General features: G+C 71.1%; 10 protein-coding genes. 7 read left to right on the top strand and 3 right to left on the bottom strand.

Annotated elements, in window-relative coordinates:
• The first annotated feature begins 2 nt into the window (after positions 1–2).
• The 6 genes from bcsA (at position 3) to E0493_RS02680 (ending at position 12,100) form a co-directional block, all read left to right on the top strand.
• Positions 3–4,658 (top strand): UDP-forming cellulose synthase catalytic subunit, encoded by a 4,656-nt coding sequence (gene bcsA / locus E0493_RS02705; RefSeq protein WP_160935377.1) that lies wholly within the window; start codon positions 3–5, stop codon positions 4,656–4,658.
• Positions 4,655–8,434 (top strand): cellulose biosynthesis protein BcsC, encoded by a 3,780-nt coding sequence (locus tag E0493_RS02700; protein WP_160935376.1) that lies wholly within the window; start codon positions 4,655–4,657, stop codon positions 8,432–8,434. Before bcsA ends, E0493_RS02700 begins: the two co-directional genes overlap by 4 nt.
• Before the next feature lie 60 nt (positions 8,435–8,494).
• Positions 8,495–8,965 (top strand): cellulose biosynthesis protein BcsD, encoded by a 471-nt coding sequence (gene bcsD, locus E0493_RS02695; RefSeq protein ID WP_160935375.1) that lies wholly within the window; start codon positions 8,495–8,497, stop codon positions 8,963–8,965.
• Positions 8,966–9,097: 132 nt separating this feature from the next.
• Positions 9,098–10,261, top strand: coding sequence for a Re/Si-specific NAD(P)(+) transhydrogenase subunit alpha (locus E0493_RS02690; protein ID WP_160935374.1), 1,164 nt, complete (start codon positions 9,098–9,100; stop codon positions 10,259–10,261).
• Between the two features lie 17 nt (positions 10,262–10,278).
• Entirely contained in the window at positions 10,279–10,683 is a 405-nt protein-coding gene (locus E0493_RS02685) for an NAD(P) transhydrogenase subunit alpha (protein ID WP_160935373.1), read from the top strand.
• 4 nt (positions 10,684–10,687) lie between these two features.
• A complete protein-coding gene (locus tag E0493_RS02680; protein ID WP_160935372.1) occupies positions 10,688–12,100 on the top strand; it encodes an NAD(P)(+) transhydrogenase (Re/Si-specific) subunit beta in 1,413 nt (470 codons plus the stop codon).
• Positions 12,101–12,166: 66 nt separating this feature from the next.
• Here E0493_RS02680 and E0493_RS02675 read toward each other — a convergent pair whose 3' ends face one another.
• From E0493_RS02675 to E0493_RS02665, 3 genes are read right to left on the bottom strand one after another with little or no spacing between them, the layout of a single operon-like run.
• On the bottom strand, positions 12,167–13,639 hold the full coding sequence (locus tag E0493_RS02675) for a M81 family metallopeptidase (protein ID WP_160935371.1): 1,473 nt from the start codon (positions 13,637–13,639) through the stop codon (positions 12,167–12,169).
• Complete coding sequence (locus E0493_RS02670; RefSeq protein WP_160935370.1) at positions 13,636–14,976, bottom strand: aspartate aminotransferase family protein; 1,341 nt, start codon at positions 14,974–14,976, stop codon at positions 13,636–13,638. Before E0493_RS02670 ends, E0493_RS02675 begins: the two co-directional genes overlap by 4 nt.
• On the bottom strand, positions 14,973–15,866 hold the full coding sequence (locus E0493_RS02665) for a MurR/RpiR family transcriptional regulator (RefSeq protein WP_160935369.1): 894 nt from the start codon (positions 15,864–15,866) through the stop codon (positions 14,973–14,975). The genes E0493_RS02670 and E0493_RS02665 overlap by 4 nt, the downstream gene beginning before the upstream one ends.
• Before the next feature lie 78 nt (positions 15,867–15,944).
• Between E0493_RS02665 and E0493_RS02660 the strand changes: the two genes are divergently transcribed.
• Positions 15,945–16,949 (top strand): Bug family tripartite tricarboxylate transporter substrate binding protein, encoded by a 1,005-nt coding sequence (locus E0493_RS02660; protein ID WP_160935368.1) that lies wholly within the window; start codon positions 15,945–15,947, stop codon positions 16,947–16,949.
• The last annotated feature ends 41 nt before the right edge of the window (positions 16,950–16,990 follow it).

Raw genomic sequence — 16,990 nt, 5'->3', positions numbered from 1 at the left:
CGATGATTGGCCTTCTGCACCGAATGGTGCGGCGCTGGACTGCGCTGAACGTGCTGCTCGCCGCGGTCGGCGTGCTGCTCGGAACGATTTTCATCGTCGCGCCTCTGGAAGCGATGCAGCAGGCCTGGCTGGCGCTTGGCAGCTTCCTGATCTTTCTGATCGTCGCGCGCATGCCGGGCCGGGGCGCGATGTTCTTCCTGGTCGGCCTCTCCTCGCTGGTGTCGCTGCGCTACGTCTACTGGCGCATCACCGAGACGCTTGATTACTCCGGTTTCTTCAGCACCTTCTTCGGAACCGGCCTGCTGCTGGCCGAACTCTATGCCGTGATCGCCCTGCTGCTGTCCTACTTCCAGCAGCTCTGGCCGCTGGATCGCAAGCCCGTGCCGATGCCGGACGATCCGGACCAGTGGCCGGTAGTCGACGTGTTCATCCCGACCTACAACGAGCCGCTCGAGGTGGTGAAGCCGTCCGTCTTCGGCGCGCTCTCGATGGATTGGCCACGCGACAAGATGAACGTCTACATCCTCGACGACGGGCGGCGGGAGGACTTCCGCAAGTTCGCCGAGGAGATCGGCTGCGGCTACATGATCCGCCCTGACAACAAGGGCGCCAAGGCCGGCAACATCAACCACGCCACGACCAAGACCAACGGCGAGTACATCGTCATCTTCGACTGCGACCACGTGGCGACGCGCGGCTTCCTGCAGTTCACGATCGGATGGATGCTCCGCGACCGCGGCATCGGCATGTTGCAGACGCCGCACCATTTCTACTCGCCCGACCCCTTCGAGCGGAACCTGGCCTCCGGGAAGCGGGTACCCAACGAGGGATTGCTGTTCTATGGGCTGGTCCAGCAGGGCAATGACCTCTGGAACGCGACCTTCTTCTGCGGCTCCTGCGCCGTGCTGCGGCGGACCGCCCTGGAGCAGGTGGGCGGCGTACCGACCCAGACCGTCACCGAGGACTGCCACTGCTCGCTGAAGATGCAGCGGCTGGGCTGGCGCACGGCCTATCTGCGCGTGCCGCTCGCCGCCGGCCTGGCGACGGACCGGCTGATCTCGCATATCGGCCAGCGCATGCGCTGGGCGCGCGGCATGATCCAGATCTTCCGCGTGGAGAACCCGCTGCTGGGCCCAGGGCTCAAGCTGTACCAGCGCCTCTGCTACCTCAATGCGCAGTGGCACTTCCTGTTCCCGCTGCCGCGCTTCGTCTTCCTGACCGCGCCGCTGGCCTTCCTGCTGCTCGGACAGAACCTGATCGCCGCCTCGCCGCTGGCCATCGCCGCCTTCGCCGGGCCGCACATCATCCATTCGGTGGCGACCAACAGCCGCCTGCAGGGCAGCGTGCGCCACAGCTTCTGGTCGGAAATCTACGAGACGGTGCTGTCGCTCTATCTGCTGCCCGTCGTGCTGACCACGCTGTTCGATCCCAAGAAGGGCAAGTTCAACGTGACGGACAAGGGCGGCACGCTCGACGAAGGCTATTTCGACATGCGCGCGGTGGGGCCGAACTTCGCGCTCGCGGTGTTCCTTATGCTCGGCCTGCTCTCCGGCATCTACGGCATGGCCGCCAACCCGCCCTCCAGCCTGGAGTTCCAGGCGAATGCGCTGAACGCCATCTGGGTGGTGCTATCGCTGATGACCGTGATGGCCGGCCTCGCGGTTGGCCGCGAGCGCCGCCAGGTGCGCGAGCGCCATCGCATCAGCGCGCGGCTGCCGGTGACGGTTGCGTTGCCGGACGGGCGGCAGGTCGATGGCGAGAGTATCGACGTCTCCCTGGGCGGCGTCGCGCTGATGTTGTCCGAACCGCTGGACCTCCCGCCCGAGACGCCGACGATGCTCGCCTTCCGGATCAGCGACGAGCAGGTGGTGTTGCCGGCCGAGATCCTGCGCAGCCAGAACCAGCGCATGCATGTGCGCTTCACGCCACAGGGCGTGCTGGACGAGGGCAACATCGTTCGCGTGGTGCTCGGCCGCGCCGATGCCTGGATCGACTGGGACAATGTCCGCCCCGACCGGCCCATGCGCGCCCTGCTTGAGGTCGTTGTCAGCATCGGCGGCCTGTTCCGCGGGGACAGCCAGTTCTCGCTGCGCAAGCGCGCGGAGCGACGGGCACGCAGGCAGGCGGCCGCGGCCGCGGCCAAGGCGGCCCCGTCCCCGGCCGGGCCAGGGGCGGCGTCGCCCTCCACCGTGGCTGCGCTGCCCGTTCAGCCGGCAAGGGAGGGCGGCCAGGAAGGCAAGGTGCGCCGGGCGGCCGCGGTGCTGCTGCTGATCTGCGCGGGCCTGGCGTTGCCCGGTGCCGCCTGGGCGCAGCGCCCGCAGGCGCCTCTGCCGCCGCCACCCTTGTCGAGGTCGCCGCTGCCGGATGCCGGCACGCCGCGCGTCCCGGGCTGGGCACCGCTACCGAATGCGGCGCCGGAGCTGCCTGGCCTTGCGCCACTCCCCGGCGGGCCTGCCGCCGCGATGCGGCCCGCGGGCCCCGCTCTGCCCGACGAAGCCGCGGCAGCCGCCGGCACCGCGCGGGTCGAGACCCGCACCCTGCGGCAACTTGGCCTCAGCGGGCCCATGCAGTTGCATGGCGTCTCGGACCTCCAGGGCGTTCTCTTCGGCATCCGTTCCGACGAGGTGGTCACCGGCGGCAAGCTTGTGCTGCAGGGTGCCACCAGCCCCGCGTTGATCCCCGAGCTCAGCCAGATCGCCGTCACTCTGAACGAGCAGTTCATCGGCACCATCACGCCGGACCGCGCAAGGCCGAGCTTCGGCCCCATCGAGTTTCCGGTGAATCCTGTTTTCTTCACCGAGGCCAACCGGCTCAATTTCCGGTTCACCGGCCGCTATGCGGCGGAGTGCAACGACCCGCTCTCCGGCCTGCTCTGGTCCACCATCTCCGAGCTTTCCACGCTTCAGCTCACCGTCGAGAAGCTCCCCCTGTCACGGGATCTCGCGCGCCTGCCGGAGCCGTTCTTTGATCGCCGCCTGCGCAACCAACGCCTCATGCTGCCGGTGGTGCTGCCGGATGGCGCGGGCACCGACCTGGTGCGCGCCGCCGCCATCGCCACATCCTGGTTCGCGGTGCAGGCCGACTATCGCGGTGCCGTCTTCCCGGTGAGCACCAGCGTGCCCTTGCGCGGCGATGCCATGGTGCTGGTGGCCGGCAGCGAGACTGTCCCCGGCCTCGCCCTGCCGCGGATGGAGGGACCAACCCTTGCCGTGGTGCCGAACCCCTCCGACCCTGAATCCCTGCTGCTGGTGGTCGGCGGGCGCAGCAGCGCCGAGGCGGCGGTTGCCGCGCAGGCGCTGGCTGTCGGCAAGCACGCGCTGTCCGGCGAGATCGCGCTGGTGCAGCAGCCGGAGATGCCCGCGCGCGTGCCCTATGACGCCCCGCGCTGGATCCGTGACGACCGGCCGGTGCGCTTCGGCGAGCTTGTGGACCCTTCCGAGCTGCAGAGCTTCGGCTTCGCCCCGGGCGCCATCTCCATTCCCTTCCGGACGGCTCCGGACCTCTACACCTGGCGCGACCGCCCCCTGCCGGTGGACGTGAAGTTCCGCGCGCCACCCGGCCCGGTGGTGGACGTGGCCGTTTCGCGCCTCGATGCGACGCTGAACAACCACTATCTCAAATCCTTCCCGCTGCGGGAAACCGAGCCGAGCTGGCCCTGGAGCTGGGTGGCGCGGCAGACCGGCCTTGGTGCCGTGCCGGACCGCGCCGCGGGGCAGGTGGGCCTGCCGCCCTATCTGGTCTTCGGCCAGAACGAGTTGCAGCTGCGCTTTGACATGCGGCCGCTCAACCGTGGCGACTGCACGGCAATCCCGGGCGATGTGCGCGCTTCGGTGGACCCCGACAGCACCATCGACCTTTCACGCGCCTACCACTTCGCCGAGTTGCCGAACCTTGCCTATTTCGCCGGTGCCGGCTTTCCGTTCACCAGGATGGCGGACTTCTCCGGCACGGCCGCCGTGCTGCCGGAACGCGCCAACACCCTGGAGCTGTCGAGCTTCCTGACGCTGATCGGCAAGATGGCCGCCATTGTCGGCTCCCCCGCCACAGGGATCCAGGTGGTACGGCCGAGCGCCATGGAGCAGGTGGCGGACCGGGACTTGCTGGTGGTGGGTGCGGTTGGCCGGCAACCGGCGCTCACGACGCTGCTGGGCCGGGACGGGCCGTTGCGGGTGGAGGGCAACCGCGTCGCGGTGGCGCTGCCGGATATGCTGGAGAACTTCCGCAACCTGTTCCTGAGCGATGATCGTCGCCTGCAGCGGCAGCAGCTGGAAGCCGTGCTCACCGCGCCTGGCGAAGGAACCGGCATGCTGATCGGGTTCGAGAGCCCGCTCAAGAGCCACCGCTCGGTGGTCGCGCTGACCGGCACCAACCCGCAGGGCATGGAAGCCATGGTCAACGCCCTCGGCGACAGCAAGCAGCTTTCGCAGATCCAGGGGGACCTGGTGATGGTATCCGGCGGGCGACTCTCGGCCTTCAAGATCAAGCCGAACTACACGGTCGGCAACCTGCCGCTGCACCTGTGGCCGCAGTACTGGCTGGGCAAGCGGCCCGATCTTCTGCTGCTGCTGGCCGCCATGGCGGCGATCTGCATCGCCGTGCCGACCTATTGGGCGCTGCGCCGCCGTGCCGCCCTCCGTCTGAGGACCAGGACGCAATGACTCCTCTCCGCGCCCGCCTGCTGGCCAGTGTCTTCTCGGTGGCGGCAGCCCTGCCGCTGCTCGGGCCGGCATTGGCCAGCGCGCAGGAGAATGCCATTTCCGTCCTGCTGGAGCAGGCGAGCTACTGGCGCACCCAGAACCGCCCGGACCGCGCGCTGCAGACGCTTGAGCGTGTTCTGACGGTGGAGCCGAACAATGTGGACGCGCTGGCCGCCGCCGCCGCCGCGGCGGCCGAGGCCGGCAATCCAAGCGAGGCCAACGGCTATCTCGTGCGGCTGCGCAAGGCCGCCCCGGCCGACCCGCGCAACACCGAGGCCGCGCGCACGGTGCGTGGCGCGACGGTTGATCAAGGTGCCGTCGCGGAGGCGCGGCGCATGGCGCAGAACGGGCAGGCGGCTGCCGCTGTCGAACGTTACCGGCAGCTCTTCGGTGGCGGCACGCCGCCCGATGCCTATGCCATCGAGTTCTACCAGACCCTCGCCGGCACCCAGAACGGCTATGCCGAGGCGCGGGACGCGATGGAGCGGCTGGCCGAGCGCAATTCGAAGGACCCGCGCCTGGCGCTCGCCTATGCGCAGATCCTCACCTACCGTGAGGGGTCGCGGGCCGAGGGCATCCGCCGGCTGCGCGACCTGACGCAGCAGCCCTCGATCGCCAATGCCGCCACGGCGGCCTGGCGGCAGGCGTTGCTCTGGCAGGGCCCGGATCCGGACGCCGTCCCCGGCATCGAGGACTTCCTGCGCACGCATCCCAACGATCCTGCCCTGCAGAAGCGGCTGGAGGAGGCCCGAAATCCGCCGGCCGGCCCTGTGGACGAGGTCGGTTCGGCCCGCATCCGTGGCTTCGCGGCGCTGGACGCGGGGCGCCTCGGCGAGGCGGCGCAGGCCTTCGAGGCGGTGCTGGAGAAGGATGCCCGGGACAGCGATGCGAAGGGCGGCCTTGGCATCGTCCGGCTGCGGCAGGGCCGCAATGCGGAGGCCCGTAGCCTCCTGAACCAGGCCATCACGCTCGACCCGCGGGACGGGTCCCGCAAATGGGGAAAGGCGCTGGAGGGCGCGCATTTCACCGGCGAGCTGAACCAGGCGCGGGCCTTGCTCAACCGCGGCCAGCTCGACGCGGCCGAAACCCTGCTGCAGCGCACGGTCCGTCGTGATGGGGGCGATCGCGCGGATGCCGAGGTGCTGCTCGGTGACATCGCCCTGCGCCGCGAAGACGCCGCGGGCGCCGAGCAGCACTATCGTGCCGCACTGAGCCGGCGGCCGAACCTCGCCGCTGCGCTCGCCGGCCTCTACGACTCGCTGCAGCGCCAGGGACGCTTCGCCGAGGCCGAGCAGATGGCGCAGCAGCGTGGCGCCGCCTTCGCCGCCACGGCCGCTGCGCAGCGCGCCGAAGCCCTGCGCGCCGAGGCCAACCGCGCCGGCGATCCGGAAGCGGCGCTGGCCCTGCTGCGGGCGGCGCTCGCCGCCGATGCCGACAACCCCTGGATCCGGCTGGATCTCGCCCGCGCACTGGCCCGGACGGGGCAGGCGGAGGAAGGGCGCGCGCTGGTCGAGCAGCTGGCCGCCAGCGGCAATGCCGAGGCGCTGCACGCGGCCGCTCTCTTCGCCGGCGAACAGGGCCGCACGCAGGATGCCGCGCACCTGGTCGAGCGGATCCCGGAGCGGCTGCGCAGCGCGGACCAGAACCGGCTGCTGCGGAGCGTCCGGGTGCAGCGGGAGGTCGCCGCCGCCGCCGAGCCGGCACGATATGGCAGGCCGGACGAGGCGCGCCGCCGCCTGCTATCGCTCGCCGCGCGCCCGGACCCGAGCGGCGAAATGGCGGCGCTGGTGGTTGATGCGCTCTCTGACATCGGTGACCGCACCGGCGCGGCCGAGGCCGCGCGGGTGGCGCTGGCGGTGAACCGGGGCGCGCCGCCTTCCGGCCGCATCGGCATCGCCCGGGCCTTGCTGGAGGCGGGGCTCGACCAGGAGGCTGCGCTGCTGGCCAGTCAGCTCGCACAGGACAGCCGGCTCACCGCCGACGAGCGGCGCCAGCTCGCCGGGTTGCGCAGCGGCTTCGCCATCCGCGCCAGCGACAAGCTGAACGAGCAGGGCAACCAGGCCGCCGCCTATGACCAGCTGGTGCCGGTGCTGCAGCAGAACCCGCAGGACCCCGGCGCCAACATGGCGCTGGCGCGGCTCTACCAGGGTGCGCGCGAGCCGCGTGAGGCGCAGCGCATTGCCGAGGCGGTGCTCAGCCGCGACCCGCGCAATGCCGAGGCACGCTCCGGCGCCATCGAGGCCGCCATCGCACTGAGCCAGTGGGGCCGCGCCGAGGCACTGCTGGCGGAAGGCCGTGCATTGGCGCCCAACGACCCGCGGATGACGCTGCTGGAGGCCCGGCTGGCGCGCGCCAGCGGGGATACGCGCCGGGCCCGTGCGGCCCTGCAGCTCGCGGCCGAGCAGCGGCGCAGCCAGCTTGGCGTGGACCGCGGGCTGGGCAGCTTCCCCGGCGGCTCCGGTGCCTCGGGTGCGGCCGGGGCAGCGGAGAACCCCTTCCGCCGCGTCTCGCTGGCCGGGCAGGGGCTGGCGACAGCCGCCTACGCCGGCGGCGCCCCGGCAGACCCGCTGCTGGCCGAGATCAACCGCGAATACGCCGCCGTGCAGGACCAGTCGGCTTCCTACGCGACGCCCGGCGTCAGCTTCCGCAGCCGTTCGGGCGAGGCCGGGCTGGACCGGCTGGTCGAGGTCGGCGGCGGGGCCGAGGTTTCCACCAGCATGCCCGGGGTCGGCGGCCGGATCGCGTTGCGTGCTCAGGCGGTCAGCATTGACTCGGGCGGCATGGAGCAGAACGCCGCCACACTGCGCCGCTTCGGCTCCAACGCGCTTTCCCTGCCGGGACCGCAGAGCAGCATCAACTCCAGCCAGGCGCAGGCGCTCACCCCGCGCGACAGCTCGGCTGCCGGCGTCTCCCTTGGCCTCGGCTACACGCGGGACAATTTCTCGCTGGATATCGGCACGACCCCGCTGGGCTTCCGGCGGCAGAACCTGGTGGGCGGCATCGAGGTGGCGCCGGCGCTCAACGATAACCTCCGGGTGCGCGTGACCGGCGAACGGCGGGCGATGACCGACACGCTGCTCTCCTGGGCCGGCCAGCGCGATCCCGCCACGGGTCAGGTCTGGGGCGGGGTGGTGCGCAACACCGCGCGCGGCCAGTTCGAGTACGGCGTGGGCAACACCAACTTCTACGCCGGCGGGGGCTACTCCACGCTGGAAGGCGATGGCGTGGCCGACAACACGCGCATCGAGGCCGGTCTGGGCCTGAGCCACGCCATCTTCCGCAACCCGAATGACGAGCTGGTCGCCGGGCTGGACCTGTTCTACCAGTCCTATGACAAGAACCTGCGCCTCTTCACGCTCGGGCACGGCGGCTACTACAGCCCGCAATCCTATGTTTCCGCGACGGTGCCGGTGGACTACCGCGCGCGCGCGGGCAACCTGGCCTACCGCGTCGGCGCCAGCGTCGGCGTCGCGTCCTGGCGCGAGGATCGGGCGCCCTACTTCCCGACCGACGGTGCCCGCCAGGCCCAGCTTGAGGCCCAGGCAGCCGGGGATGCCACCGTGCAGGCCTTCTACCCGGGTCAGACGCAGACGGGCTTCATCGGCGGCCTGCGCGGGGACCTTGAATATGCGCTCACCCCGGCGCTGCGGCTCGGCGCGGCGCTGCGCTACGACAAATCAGCCGATTGGAGCGAGGCGCGCGGTCTGCTTTATGCGCGTTATCGGCTTGATCAGTGACGCCCGCCGCTTCGGATTCGCGCGGGCGGCAGGCAGGGAAATGGCAGGAGTACGGAACGGATGACCGAGGCAGACCAGGCGGCGCTTGCTTACTTGGCGCGCCGGGATGTCAGCATGCAGTGGCGTGGCTTCCTGCGGGCCCTGTTGGAGACACTGGGCGCCCGGGTGGATGAGGCCAGCCGCAGCGTGCTGCTGCGCTCCGTCGGGGCACAGATGGCGGCCGGGATGCCGCTCCAGCCGGCCAGCACGCTGGCGGAGCTGGAGGGGCGCATGAACGACGCGCTGGGCGCGATCGGCTGGGGCTATGTCGGCGTGGCGCTGGACGAGACCGACCGCAGCCTGCGGCTCACCCACCATGCCGCTCCGGCGGTCGGCGCCACGGGCGACGAGGCCGGCCGCTGGATCGCGATGGTGCTGGAAGGCCTGCATGGCGCCTGGCTGGGCGCGCAGCAGGGCGGTGGCGAGGGCGGCGCCAGCCTTCGCGCGGTGCGGTGCGACCCGGGTCTGGTCGTGCTGCGCTACGGCTCGTGAGGCGCGGCGGGCGCGCCCGCCTCCGGGCCGGAACGCCCAGGCAGGCCGCGCCCGGCCACTGACGACTTGCGAGGCCACGGCGCCACCGGCATCCTCCGGAACGATTGTGTTCAGGAACGAGGGGGAAGCCGGATGCGCCTTGCGGTGCTCAAGGAAAGGCGGGCGGGAGAAACCCGTGTCGCCGCGACACCGGAGACGGTGAAGAAACTGGCGGCCCTCGGCCTCAGCGTTGCGGTCGAAAGCGGTGCGGGCCTCGCCGCCGGCTTCCCGGATGCCGCCTACCGTGAGGCAGGGGCGGAGATCGCGTCCGATGCCGCGGGAGCGCTGGCAGGCGCCAAGATCGTGCTGAAGGTGCGGGCGCCGCTCGGGCGCGGCGAAGGGCCGGTGGACGAGCTCGGCCTGATCCCGCGCGGCGCGCTGCTGATCGGCACGCTGGAGGCGGTGGGCAATCCGTCCCGCGCGCAGTCCTATGCCGAGGCGGGGCTGGAGGCCTGCAGCATGGAGCTGCTGCCGCGCATCACCCGCGCGCAGAGCATGGATGTGCTCTCCTCACAGGCGAACCTCGCCGGCTACCGGGCGGTGGTCGAGGCCGCCGCCGCCTTCGACAAGGGCTTCCCCATGCTGATGACCGCCGCGGGTACCATCCCGGCGGCGAACGTCTTCGTCATGGGGGCCGGCGTTGCGGGGCTGCAGGCCATCGCCACGGGGCGGCGCCTCGGCGGCCGGGTTTCCGCCACCGACGTCCGTCCCGCGGCCAAGGAGGAAATCAAGTCCCTCGGTGCCAGCTTCGTGGGCGTCGAGAATGACGAGATGGCGCAGGCGCAGACCGCCGGCGGCTATGCCAAGGAGATGAGCGAGGACTACAGGCGCAAGCAGGCCGAGGTGATCGCCGCCGCCGTGGCGCGCGCCGACGTCGTCATCTGCACCGCGCTTGTCCAGGGCCGCAAGGCGCCGACGCTGCTCGGCGCCGAGATGGTGAACAGCATGAAGCCGGGCAGCGTGGTGGTGGACATCGCCGCCGACGCCGGCGGCAACTGCGCGCTGACCGTGCCGGGCGAGGCGATCACGACCGAGGGGGGCGTGAAGATCCTGGGCTGGCGCAACTGGCCCGGCCGCATTCCCGCCGCCGCCAGCGCGCTCTATGCGCGCAACCTGCTGACCTTTCTCTCCACCTTCTGGGACAAGGAAGCCGGCGCGCCGAAGCTGCCGCAGGAGGACGAGATCGTCCGCGGCGTGACGCTGACGCGTGGCGGGGCGGTTGTGCACCCGATGCTGGCCCAGGCCCCCGCGGCCTGAAGGGGGAGGAAACAAGAATGAACCCGACCGATCTCGCCAACCAGGCGACCGCCACGGCCGAGCGCGCGCTGGCCCTGGCCGCCGAGGCGCGCCGCATGGCCGAGGCCGTGGCGCCGGCCGTTGCCCATGGGGCGCAGCAGGCCGAGCCCTTCCTGCTGTTGCTGACCATTTTCCTGCTCGCCTGCTTCGTCGGCTACTACGTCGTCTGGAACGTGACGCCGGCGCTGCACTCGCCGCTGATGGGCGTCACCAACGCCATCTCCTCCGTCATCGTGGTGGGCGCCATCCTGGCCGCCGGCCTCGGCGACTCCTGGGCCGCCAAGTTCTTCGGCTTCCTCGCCGTGACGCTGGCCTCGGTGAACATCTTCGGCGGCTTCCTGGTGACCCGCCGGATGCTCAGCATGTTCCGGAAGAAGGGCTGAGCCGGTGGCGCATACGCTCTCGACCCTCGCCTACCTCGTCGCCGCCGTCCTCTTCATCCTGGCGCTGCGCGGCCTTTCCCATCCCGAGACCAGCCGGCGGGGCAATCTCTTCGGCATGATCGGCATGGGCATCGCCATCGTGGCGACGCTCTTCCGGCCGGGCATCGAGTTCTCCGGCCTGCTGCTGGTGCTGGCCGGCGTGCTCATCGGCGGCGGCATCGGCGCCGTGGTGGCCAACCGCATCCAGATGACGGCGCTGCCGCAGCTCGTCGCTGCCTTCCACTCGCTGGTGGGTCTGGCGGCGGTCTTCGTCGCGGCCGCCGCCTTCTACAACCCTGAGAGCTTCGGCATCGGCACGCCTGGGAACATCCATGGCGGCAGCTTGGTGGAGATGTCGCTTGGCCTCGCCATCGGTGCCATCACCTTCTCCGGCTCGCTGATCGCCTTCGCCAAGCTGCAGGCGCTGATGTCCGGCGCGCCGATCCTGTTCCGCTTCCAGCACTGGCTGAACCTCGGCCTCGGCATCCTGCTGCTGGTGCTGGTCATCGCCTTCGTCGCCACCGGCTCCGGCCTGCTGTTCTGGCTGATCGCGCTGCTGGCCTTCGCGCTCGGCTTCCTGCTGATCATCCCGATCGGCGGCGCCGACATGCCGGTCGTCGTGTCCATGCTGAACAGCTATTCCGGCTGGGCGGCGGCGGGCATCGGCTTCACCGTCGGCAACCTGCTGCTGATCGTCACCGGCGCGCTGGTCGGCGCCTCCGGTGCCATCCTCTCCTACATCATGTGCAAGGGGATGAACCGCAGCATCATCAACGTGCTGCTCGGCGGCTTCGGCAGCGATGCCGGCGCGGCGGCGGGTTCCGCCGGCGCTGGCGACGGCCCGGCCCGGCCGGTGAAGTCCGGCTCGCCCGAGGATGCCGCCTACATCATGAAGAACGCCGGCAAGATCATCATCGTGCCCGGCTACGGCATGGCGGTGGCGCAGGCCCAGCAGGTGCTGCGCGAGATGGCCGAGCTGCTGAAGAAGGAAGGCGCCGAGATCTCCTACGCCATCCACCCCGTGGCGGGCCGCATGCCCGGGCACATGAACGTGCTGCTGGCCGAGGCGAACGTGCCCTATGACGAGGTGCACGAACTGGAGGAGATCAACCCCGAGTTCGGCGAGGCCGACGTCGCCTACGTGATCGGCGCCAACGACGTCACCAACCCGGCGGCGAAGACCGACAAGTCGTCGGCCATCTATGGCATGCCAATCCTCGACGTGGAGCGGGCCAAGACCGTCTTCTTCGTCAAGCGCGGCATGTCCTCCGGCTATGCCGGCGTGGAGAACGAGCTGTTCTTCCGCGACAACACCATGATGCTCTTCGGCGACGCCAAGAAGGTGACGCAGCAGATCGTTCAGGCGCTGCAGAAGTAGGGAAGGGCAGGGGGCGCCGCCCCCTGGGCCCCTGCCGGGGGGATGGTGTCCCCCCGGGCCCCGCCCTCAGTTGTCGCTGAGCGGGTAGAGCGACGGCGGCGCGTGGCGGAAACGGAAGCCTCGGATTTCGAGCGCCGCAGGGCCTGGTGCGTCCACGTCGATCATCCGTGGCAGCAGCGGCGCGAAGGCGGCGCGGAAGTGGTTCTTCGCCTTGACGCACAGCAGGCCGGGCTGCGTCACATCCACCTCGTGCAGGTCGAAGAAGCCCGGATCGCTCGGCGAGATGCAGCGCGTGGTGACGATCACCCGCACCTGCCCGATGGTGATCACCGCCGTCGGGCCCAGGTCCACCGCCATGCCACCCAGCACCGGTCCGCGGTTCTGGAAGCGGCCCTCCGTCAGCAGCGCAACCGTGCCGGCGAAGGGCGCGGGCTCGCCGTAGTCGCTTGCCAGCCGGCCGCCCAGCGTGCCGCACAGGGCGCCGCCGAGGCCGGCCGCCCGCGCCCGCTGCACCAGCTCCGGGTCGCAGTAGAAGGCGACCACCGTGGGCACCTGCGGGGCCAGCGCCAGCACCGCCCGGATCAGCTCCGGCGTGTCGCCGATGCCGCCGGAATAAGGGTTGTCGCCGGCATCCACGATGGCGGCGGGGAGGGGCCCGCCGTCCAGCGCCTGCCGCAGGCCGTCCTCGACGCTGGGCAGGCGGATGAAGAAGCGGTCCCGCCGCGCCGCATAGTCCGCGATCAGGGCCGCCGCCGCCCGCCCGGCCACCGCCGCGTCGCCATCGGCAAAGACCATCACGCTTGCACCGGCGGAGGGCGTGTCGCCATAGGTGAAGCCGCCGAAGATGCTTGCGTCCAGCACGCCGGGCAGCGCCTCGGCGGCGCGTGCGGCTTCCTCCATCTCCGCCATCGGGCCCGCGGCGCTGCGCATGTTGATGCTGGGCAGGATGGCGCCCAGCTTCGCGATGATGCCGACCGGGCGGCTGCGGCCTTCCACCGCGTTCCGCAGCAGCTCCAGCGCGCGGCGGCCTGTGGGCCGCATGTCGATATGCGGATAGGTGCGGTAGGCGGTCCCGACATCCAGCAGCCGCGCGATGTCGGGGTGCATGTTGGCGTGCAGGTCGAAGCTGGCCGCCAGCTTCACGCCATGGCCTGTGGCGCCCCGCACGCGGCGGATCAGCTCCAGATCGGCGAGCGGCAGGTCCTCCACCACCATGGCGCCGTGCAGCGAAAGATAGACGGCATCGAAGCCGCCGCCCGCGAGCCCCTCCAGCACTTCCGAGCAGACCTGCTCGAAAACCGCCCGCTCTAGGATGCCGCCGGGCATGGCGGCCGCCTGGCGCAGGAACACCGCCTCCCAATCCGGATGCGCGTCGAGGAAGTCCAGCGCGCCGCCGATCTCCGTCTCCGTGCCGCGGTAGACCTCACGGGCCGCTTCGCCCGCCGTCCACTCGGACGCATGGAAGTCCTTGATGCTCGTGGGAACCGGGCTGAAGGAATTGCCCTCGTGCCAGAGCCGCGCGATGGCGAGCCGCGTCATGCCTGCGCCACCCCTGCCAGAGCCAGCTCCACGGCCGCCCCCAGGCGCTCGACGATCAGGTCGATCTCCTCATCCGTTGCAGTATAGGGTGGTGCGAGCAGGATGTGGTCGCCCGCGCGGCCATCCGCCGTGCCGCCGCCGGGATAGCAGGCCAGGCCCGCGGCCAGGGCAGCTTCGCGGATGCGGAGGTTCAGCTGCAGGGCTGGGTCGAAGGGCGCCTTGCTCTCGCGATCGGACACCAGCTCAATGGCGTGGAACAGCCCGCGCCCGCGGATGTCGCCGACATGCGGATGCTGGCCGAGCCGGGCCTCCAGCCCCTGCCGCAGCCGCTGCCCGAGCGCTTGGACCTGCCCTAGCAGCCCTTCTTCCCGGATCACGCGCTGCACCTCCAGCGCTGCGGCGCAGGCCACGGGATGCGCGACGTAAGTGTGACCGTGCTTGAAGCTGCCGGAGCCGTCCCGGATGGCCACCAGGATCTTTCCCTGGATCAGCAGGGCGCCGATCGGTTGGAAGCCGCCACCCAGCCCCTTCGCCACGACCTGGATGTCGGGCGCGATGCCCTCCTGCTCCCAGGCATGCAGCGTGCCGGTGCGGCCCATGCCGCACATCACCTCGTCGAGGATCAGCAGCGCGCCGTGCCGGTCGCAAACCTCGCGCACGGCGCGGAAATAGCCCGCCGGCGCCGGCACGCAGCCCAGCGTGGCGCCGACCACCGGCTCGGCGACAAAGGCGGCCACCGTGTCCGGCCCCAGGCGCTGGAACTCGGCCTCCAGCTCGGCGGCGAGGCGGCGCGCGAAGGCCTCCTCGCTCTCGCCCTCCTGCTGACCGCGATAGGCATGGGCTGGCGAGACATGGCTGAAGGCCGCCGCCAGCAGCGGCGCGTAGGGCGCGCGGCGCAGCGCGTTGCCGCCGGCCGCCAGCGCCCCCAGCGTGTTGCCGTGGTAGCTCTGCCGCCGCGCGATGAAGCGCTGCCGCCGCTCCTGGCCGACTTCCAGAAAATACTGTCGCGCCAGCTTCAGTGCGGCCTCGATCGCCTCCGACCCGCTTGAAACGAAATAGGCACCAGCCAGCCCGCCCGGCTCATGCCCGACCAGCATCTCCGCCAGCGCCTCGGCCGGCTCGCTGGAGAAGAAGCCGGAATGCACGTAGTCCACTTGCCCCACCTGCCGGCGGATCGCCTCCACCACGCGGGGATGGCCGTGCCCGAGGCAGGAGACGGCCGCCCCGCCGGAAGCGTCGAGCACGCGGTGCCCGCCGGTTTGGGTGATCCAGCTTCCCTCCGCCCGCACCGCCAGGGGCGGTTCGGTGCGCGAACTGCGATGCAGGATGCGGGTCATGCCGGAGGGTCCTCGCTGGGAATGTACTGGGAAAGGGCGGCCAGCCGCTCCTCCGCATCGCGCAGCCGCGCCATGGCGGCCTCGCCCCCGAGCAGGAAGGATGCGGCAACGAGGGCCTGCGCCGATGCGAGTGCGCCGGTCAGGCTCGGAAAGAAGCCCGGTGCGGCGGCGGCCTCGAAGGGCAGCAGGTGGTGGGCGCCCTCCACGGCGGGCGCGTCCGGCCGGTCGGCGAGGGCGATGATGACGCAGCCCGCGGCGCGCGCCGCCTGGGCGGCGAGGAGGCTGGCGCGCGAATAGGGCGCGAAGGTCACCAGAAGGACGGCATCCCCGGACTGGAAGGCGCCGAAGTCGAGGTCTTCCGGCCGGTCGGCACCGGCCAGCCGCACCGCGTGCGGGCGGAACAGGCTGAGCTGGTAGTGCAGCAGTTGCGCCACCGCGCGGCAGGAGCGGAAGCCGACCGCCCAGGCGCGCGGCGCCTCGTGCAGGGCCGCCGCCGCCTGGCCGATCCGCCCGGCATCCAGCCGCGCGAGGCCGGCGGCATCGGCGGCCAGCATCTCGCCGGCGAGGTCGGTCGCGGCCAGGGCGGGTTCGTGCGCTCCCGGCTGCGCGCGACGGATGCGGGTGGAGAAAGGCCGGCCCTGGGCTCGCCCGGCCTCCCGCTGCGCCTCGATCAACCCGTCGCGCAGCGCGTCCCAGCCGGAATAGCCCAGCGCCTGAGCCAGCCGGGTGAAGCTGGCGGGCTGCGCGCCGGCCGCCGCCGCCAGGTCGCGCATGGAGCGAGTGGCGGCGTCGAATTCGTGGCGGGCAACGAAGCGCGCCACCTCCTGCAGCCGTGGCGGCAGGTCAGGCAGGGCGCAGCGCAACCGGTCAATGGGGGAGGCGGCGGACATGAAATATTTGTTGCACGAAAACGCCATTATTGCAACGATTGGATCCTATCGTCACGCAATCACGGGAAACGCCATCGCATGACCGGACGCCGCGCCCTTCTGGCCACACCCTTTGCCGCCGGGCTTGCTTCCTTGGCCGGGCCAGCGCCCCTGCGCGCTCAGGAAGCCTTCCCAGACCGGCCGCTTCGCCTGGTGGTGCCTTTCACGCCGGGTGGAGCGGTGGACCTGACCGGGCGCCTCCTCGCGGACCTGCTGGCGCCGATCCTCGGCCAGACGGTGGTGGTGGAGAATCGCGGCGGCGCTGGCGGCAACCTCGGCGGCGACGCCGTCGCGAAGGCACCGAAGGACGGCTATACGCTCCTGCTCGGCACCGCGACCATTCTCGCGGCCAACAAGTTCCTGTTCCGCAAGTCGATGCCCTTCGACCCGACGGCGGACCTCGCGCCCGTGACCCGCGTCGCCACCGGAACGGTGCTTCTGGTGGTGAATGCCGATCGCCCCTGGAAGAACTTCGCCGAGCTGATCGCGGCGGCGAAGCAGGACCCTGGCAAGATCACCATGGGCTCGTCGGGCACCGGCTCGGTCAGCCACCTGACGCTGGCGGCGTTGAAGCGCGCGGCGGGGGTGGACATCACCCATGTGCCCTATCGCGGCGGTGCGCCAGCCATCCAGGACCTGCTGGCCGGCAATATCGACATGATGTTCGACGTGATTCCCGCCTTGATGCCGCATGTGCGCGAGGGCCGGTTCCGCCCGCTGGCGGTAGGCAGCGCCCAGCGCGTCACCTATGTGCCGGAACTGCGCGATGTTCCCGGCATGGCCGAGCTGCTGCCGGATTCGGGCATTGATGCGCAGTCCTGGTACGCGGTCATGGCGCCCGTCGGCACGCCGCAGGATCGCCTGGCGCTGCTGCACCGGGCGATCCGGCAGGTGGCGCAGTCCGAGGCGTTCCGCGCCAAGATGGAGCCGCTTGGCTTCGCGCCCGTCTCCGATGCCTCCCCCGCCGCCTTCGGCGACTACCTGCGCGCGCAGGAAAAGGTCTGGCAGGGCCTGGTCGAGGCTTCCGGCGCGACGTTGGACTGACGCCGGCTCAGGGGATCAGCAGCGGAGAGCCGGTCGGGCGT

The organism is Teichococcus coralli (assembly GCF_009829925.1).
In the GTDB taxonomy this organism is placed as follows: domain Bacteria; phylum Pseudomonadota; class Alphaproteobacteria; order Acetobacterales; family Acetobacteraceae; genus Pseudoroseomonas; species Pseudoroseomonas coralli.
This window is presented reverse-complemented; position numbering and strand designations above follow the sequence as displayed.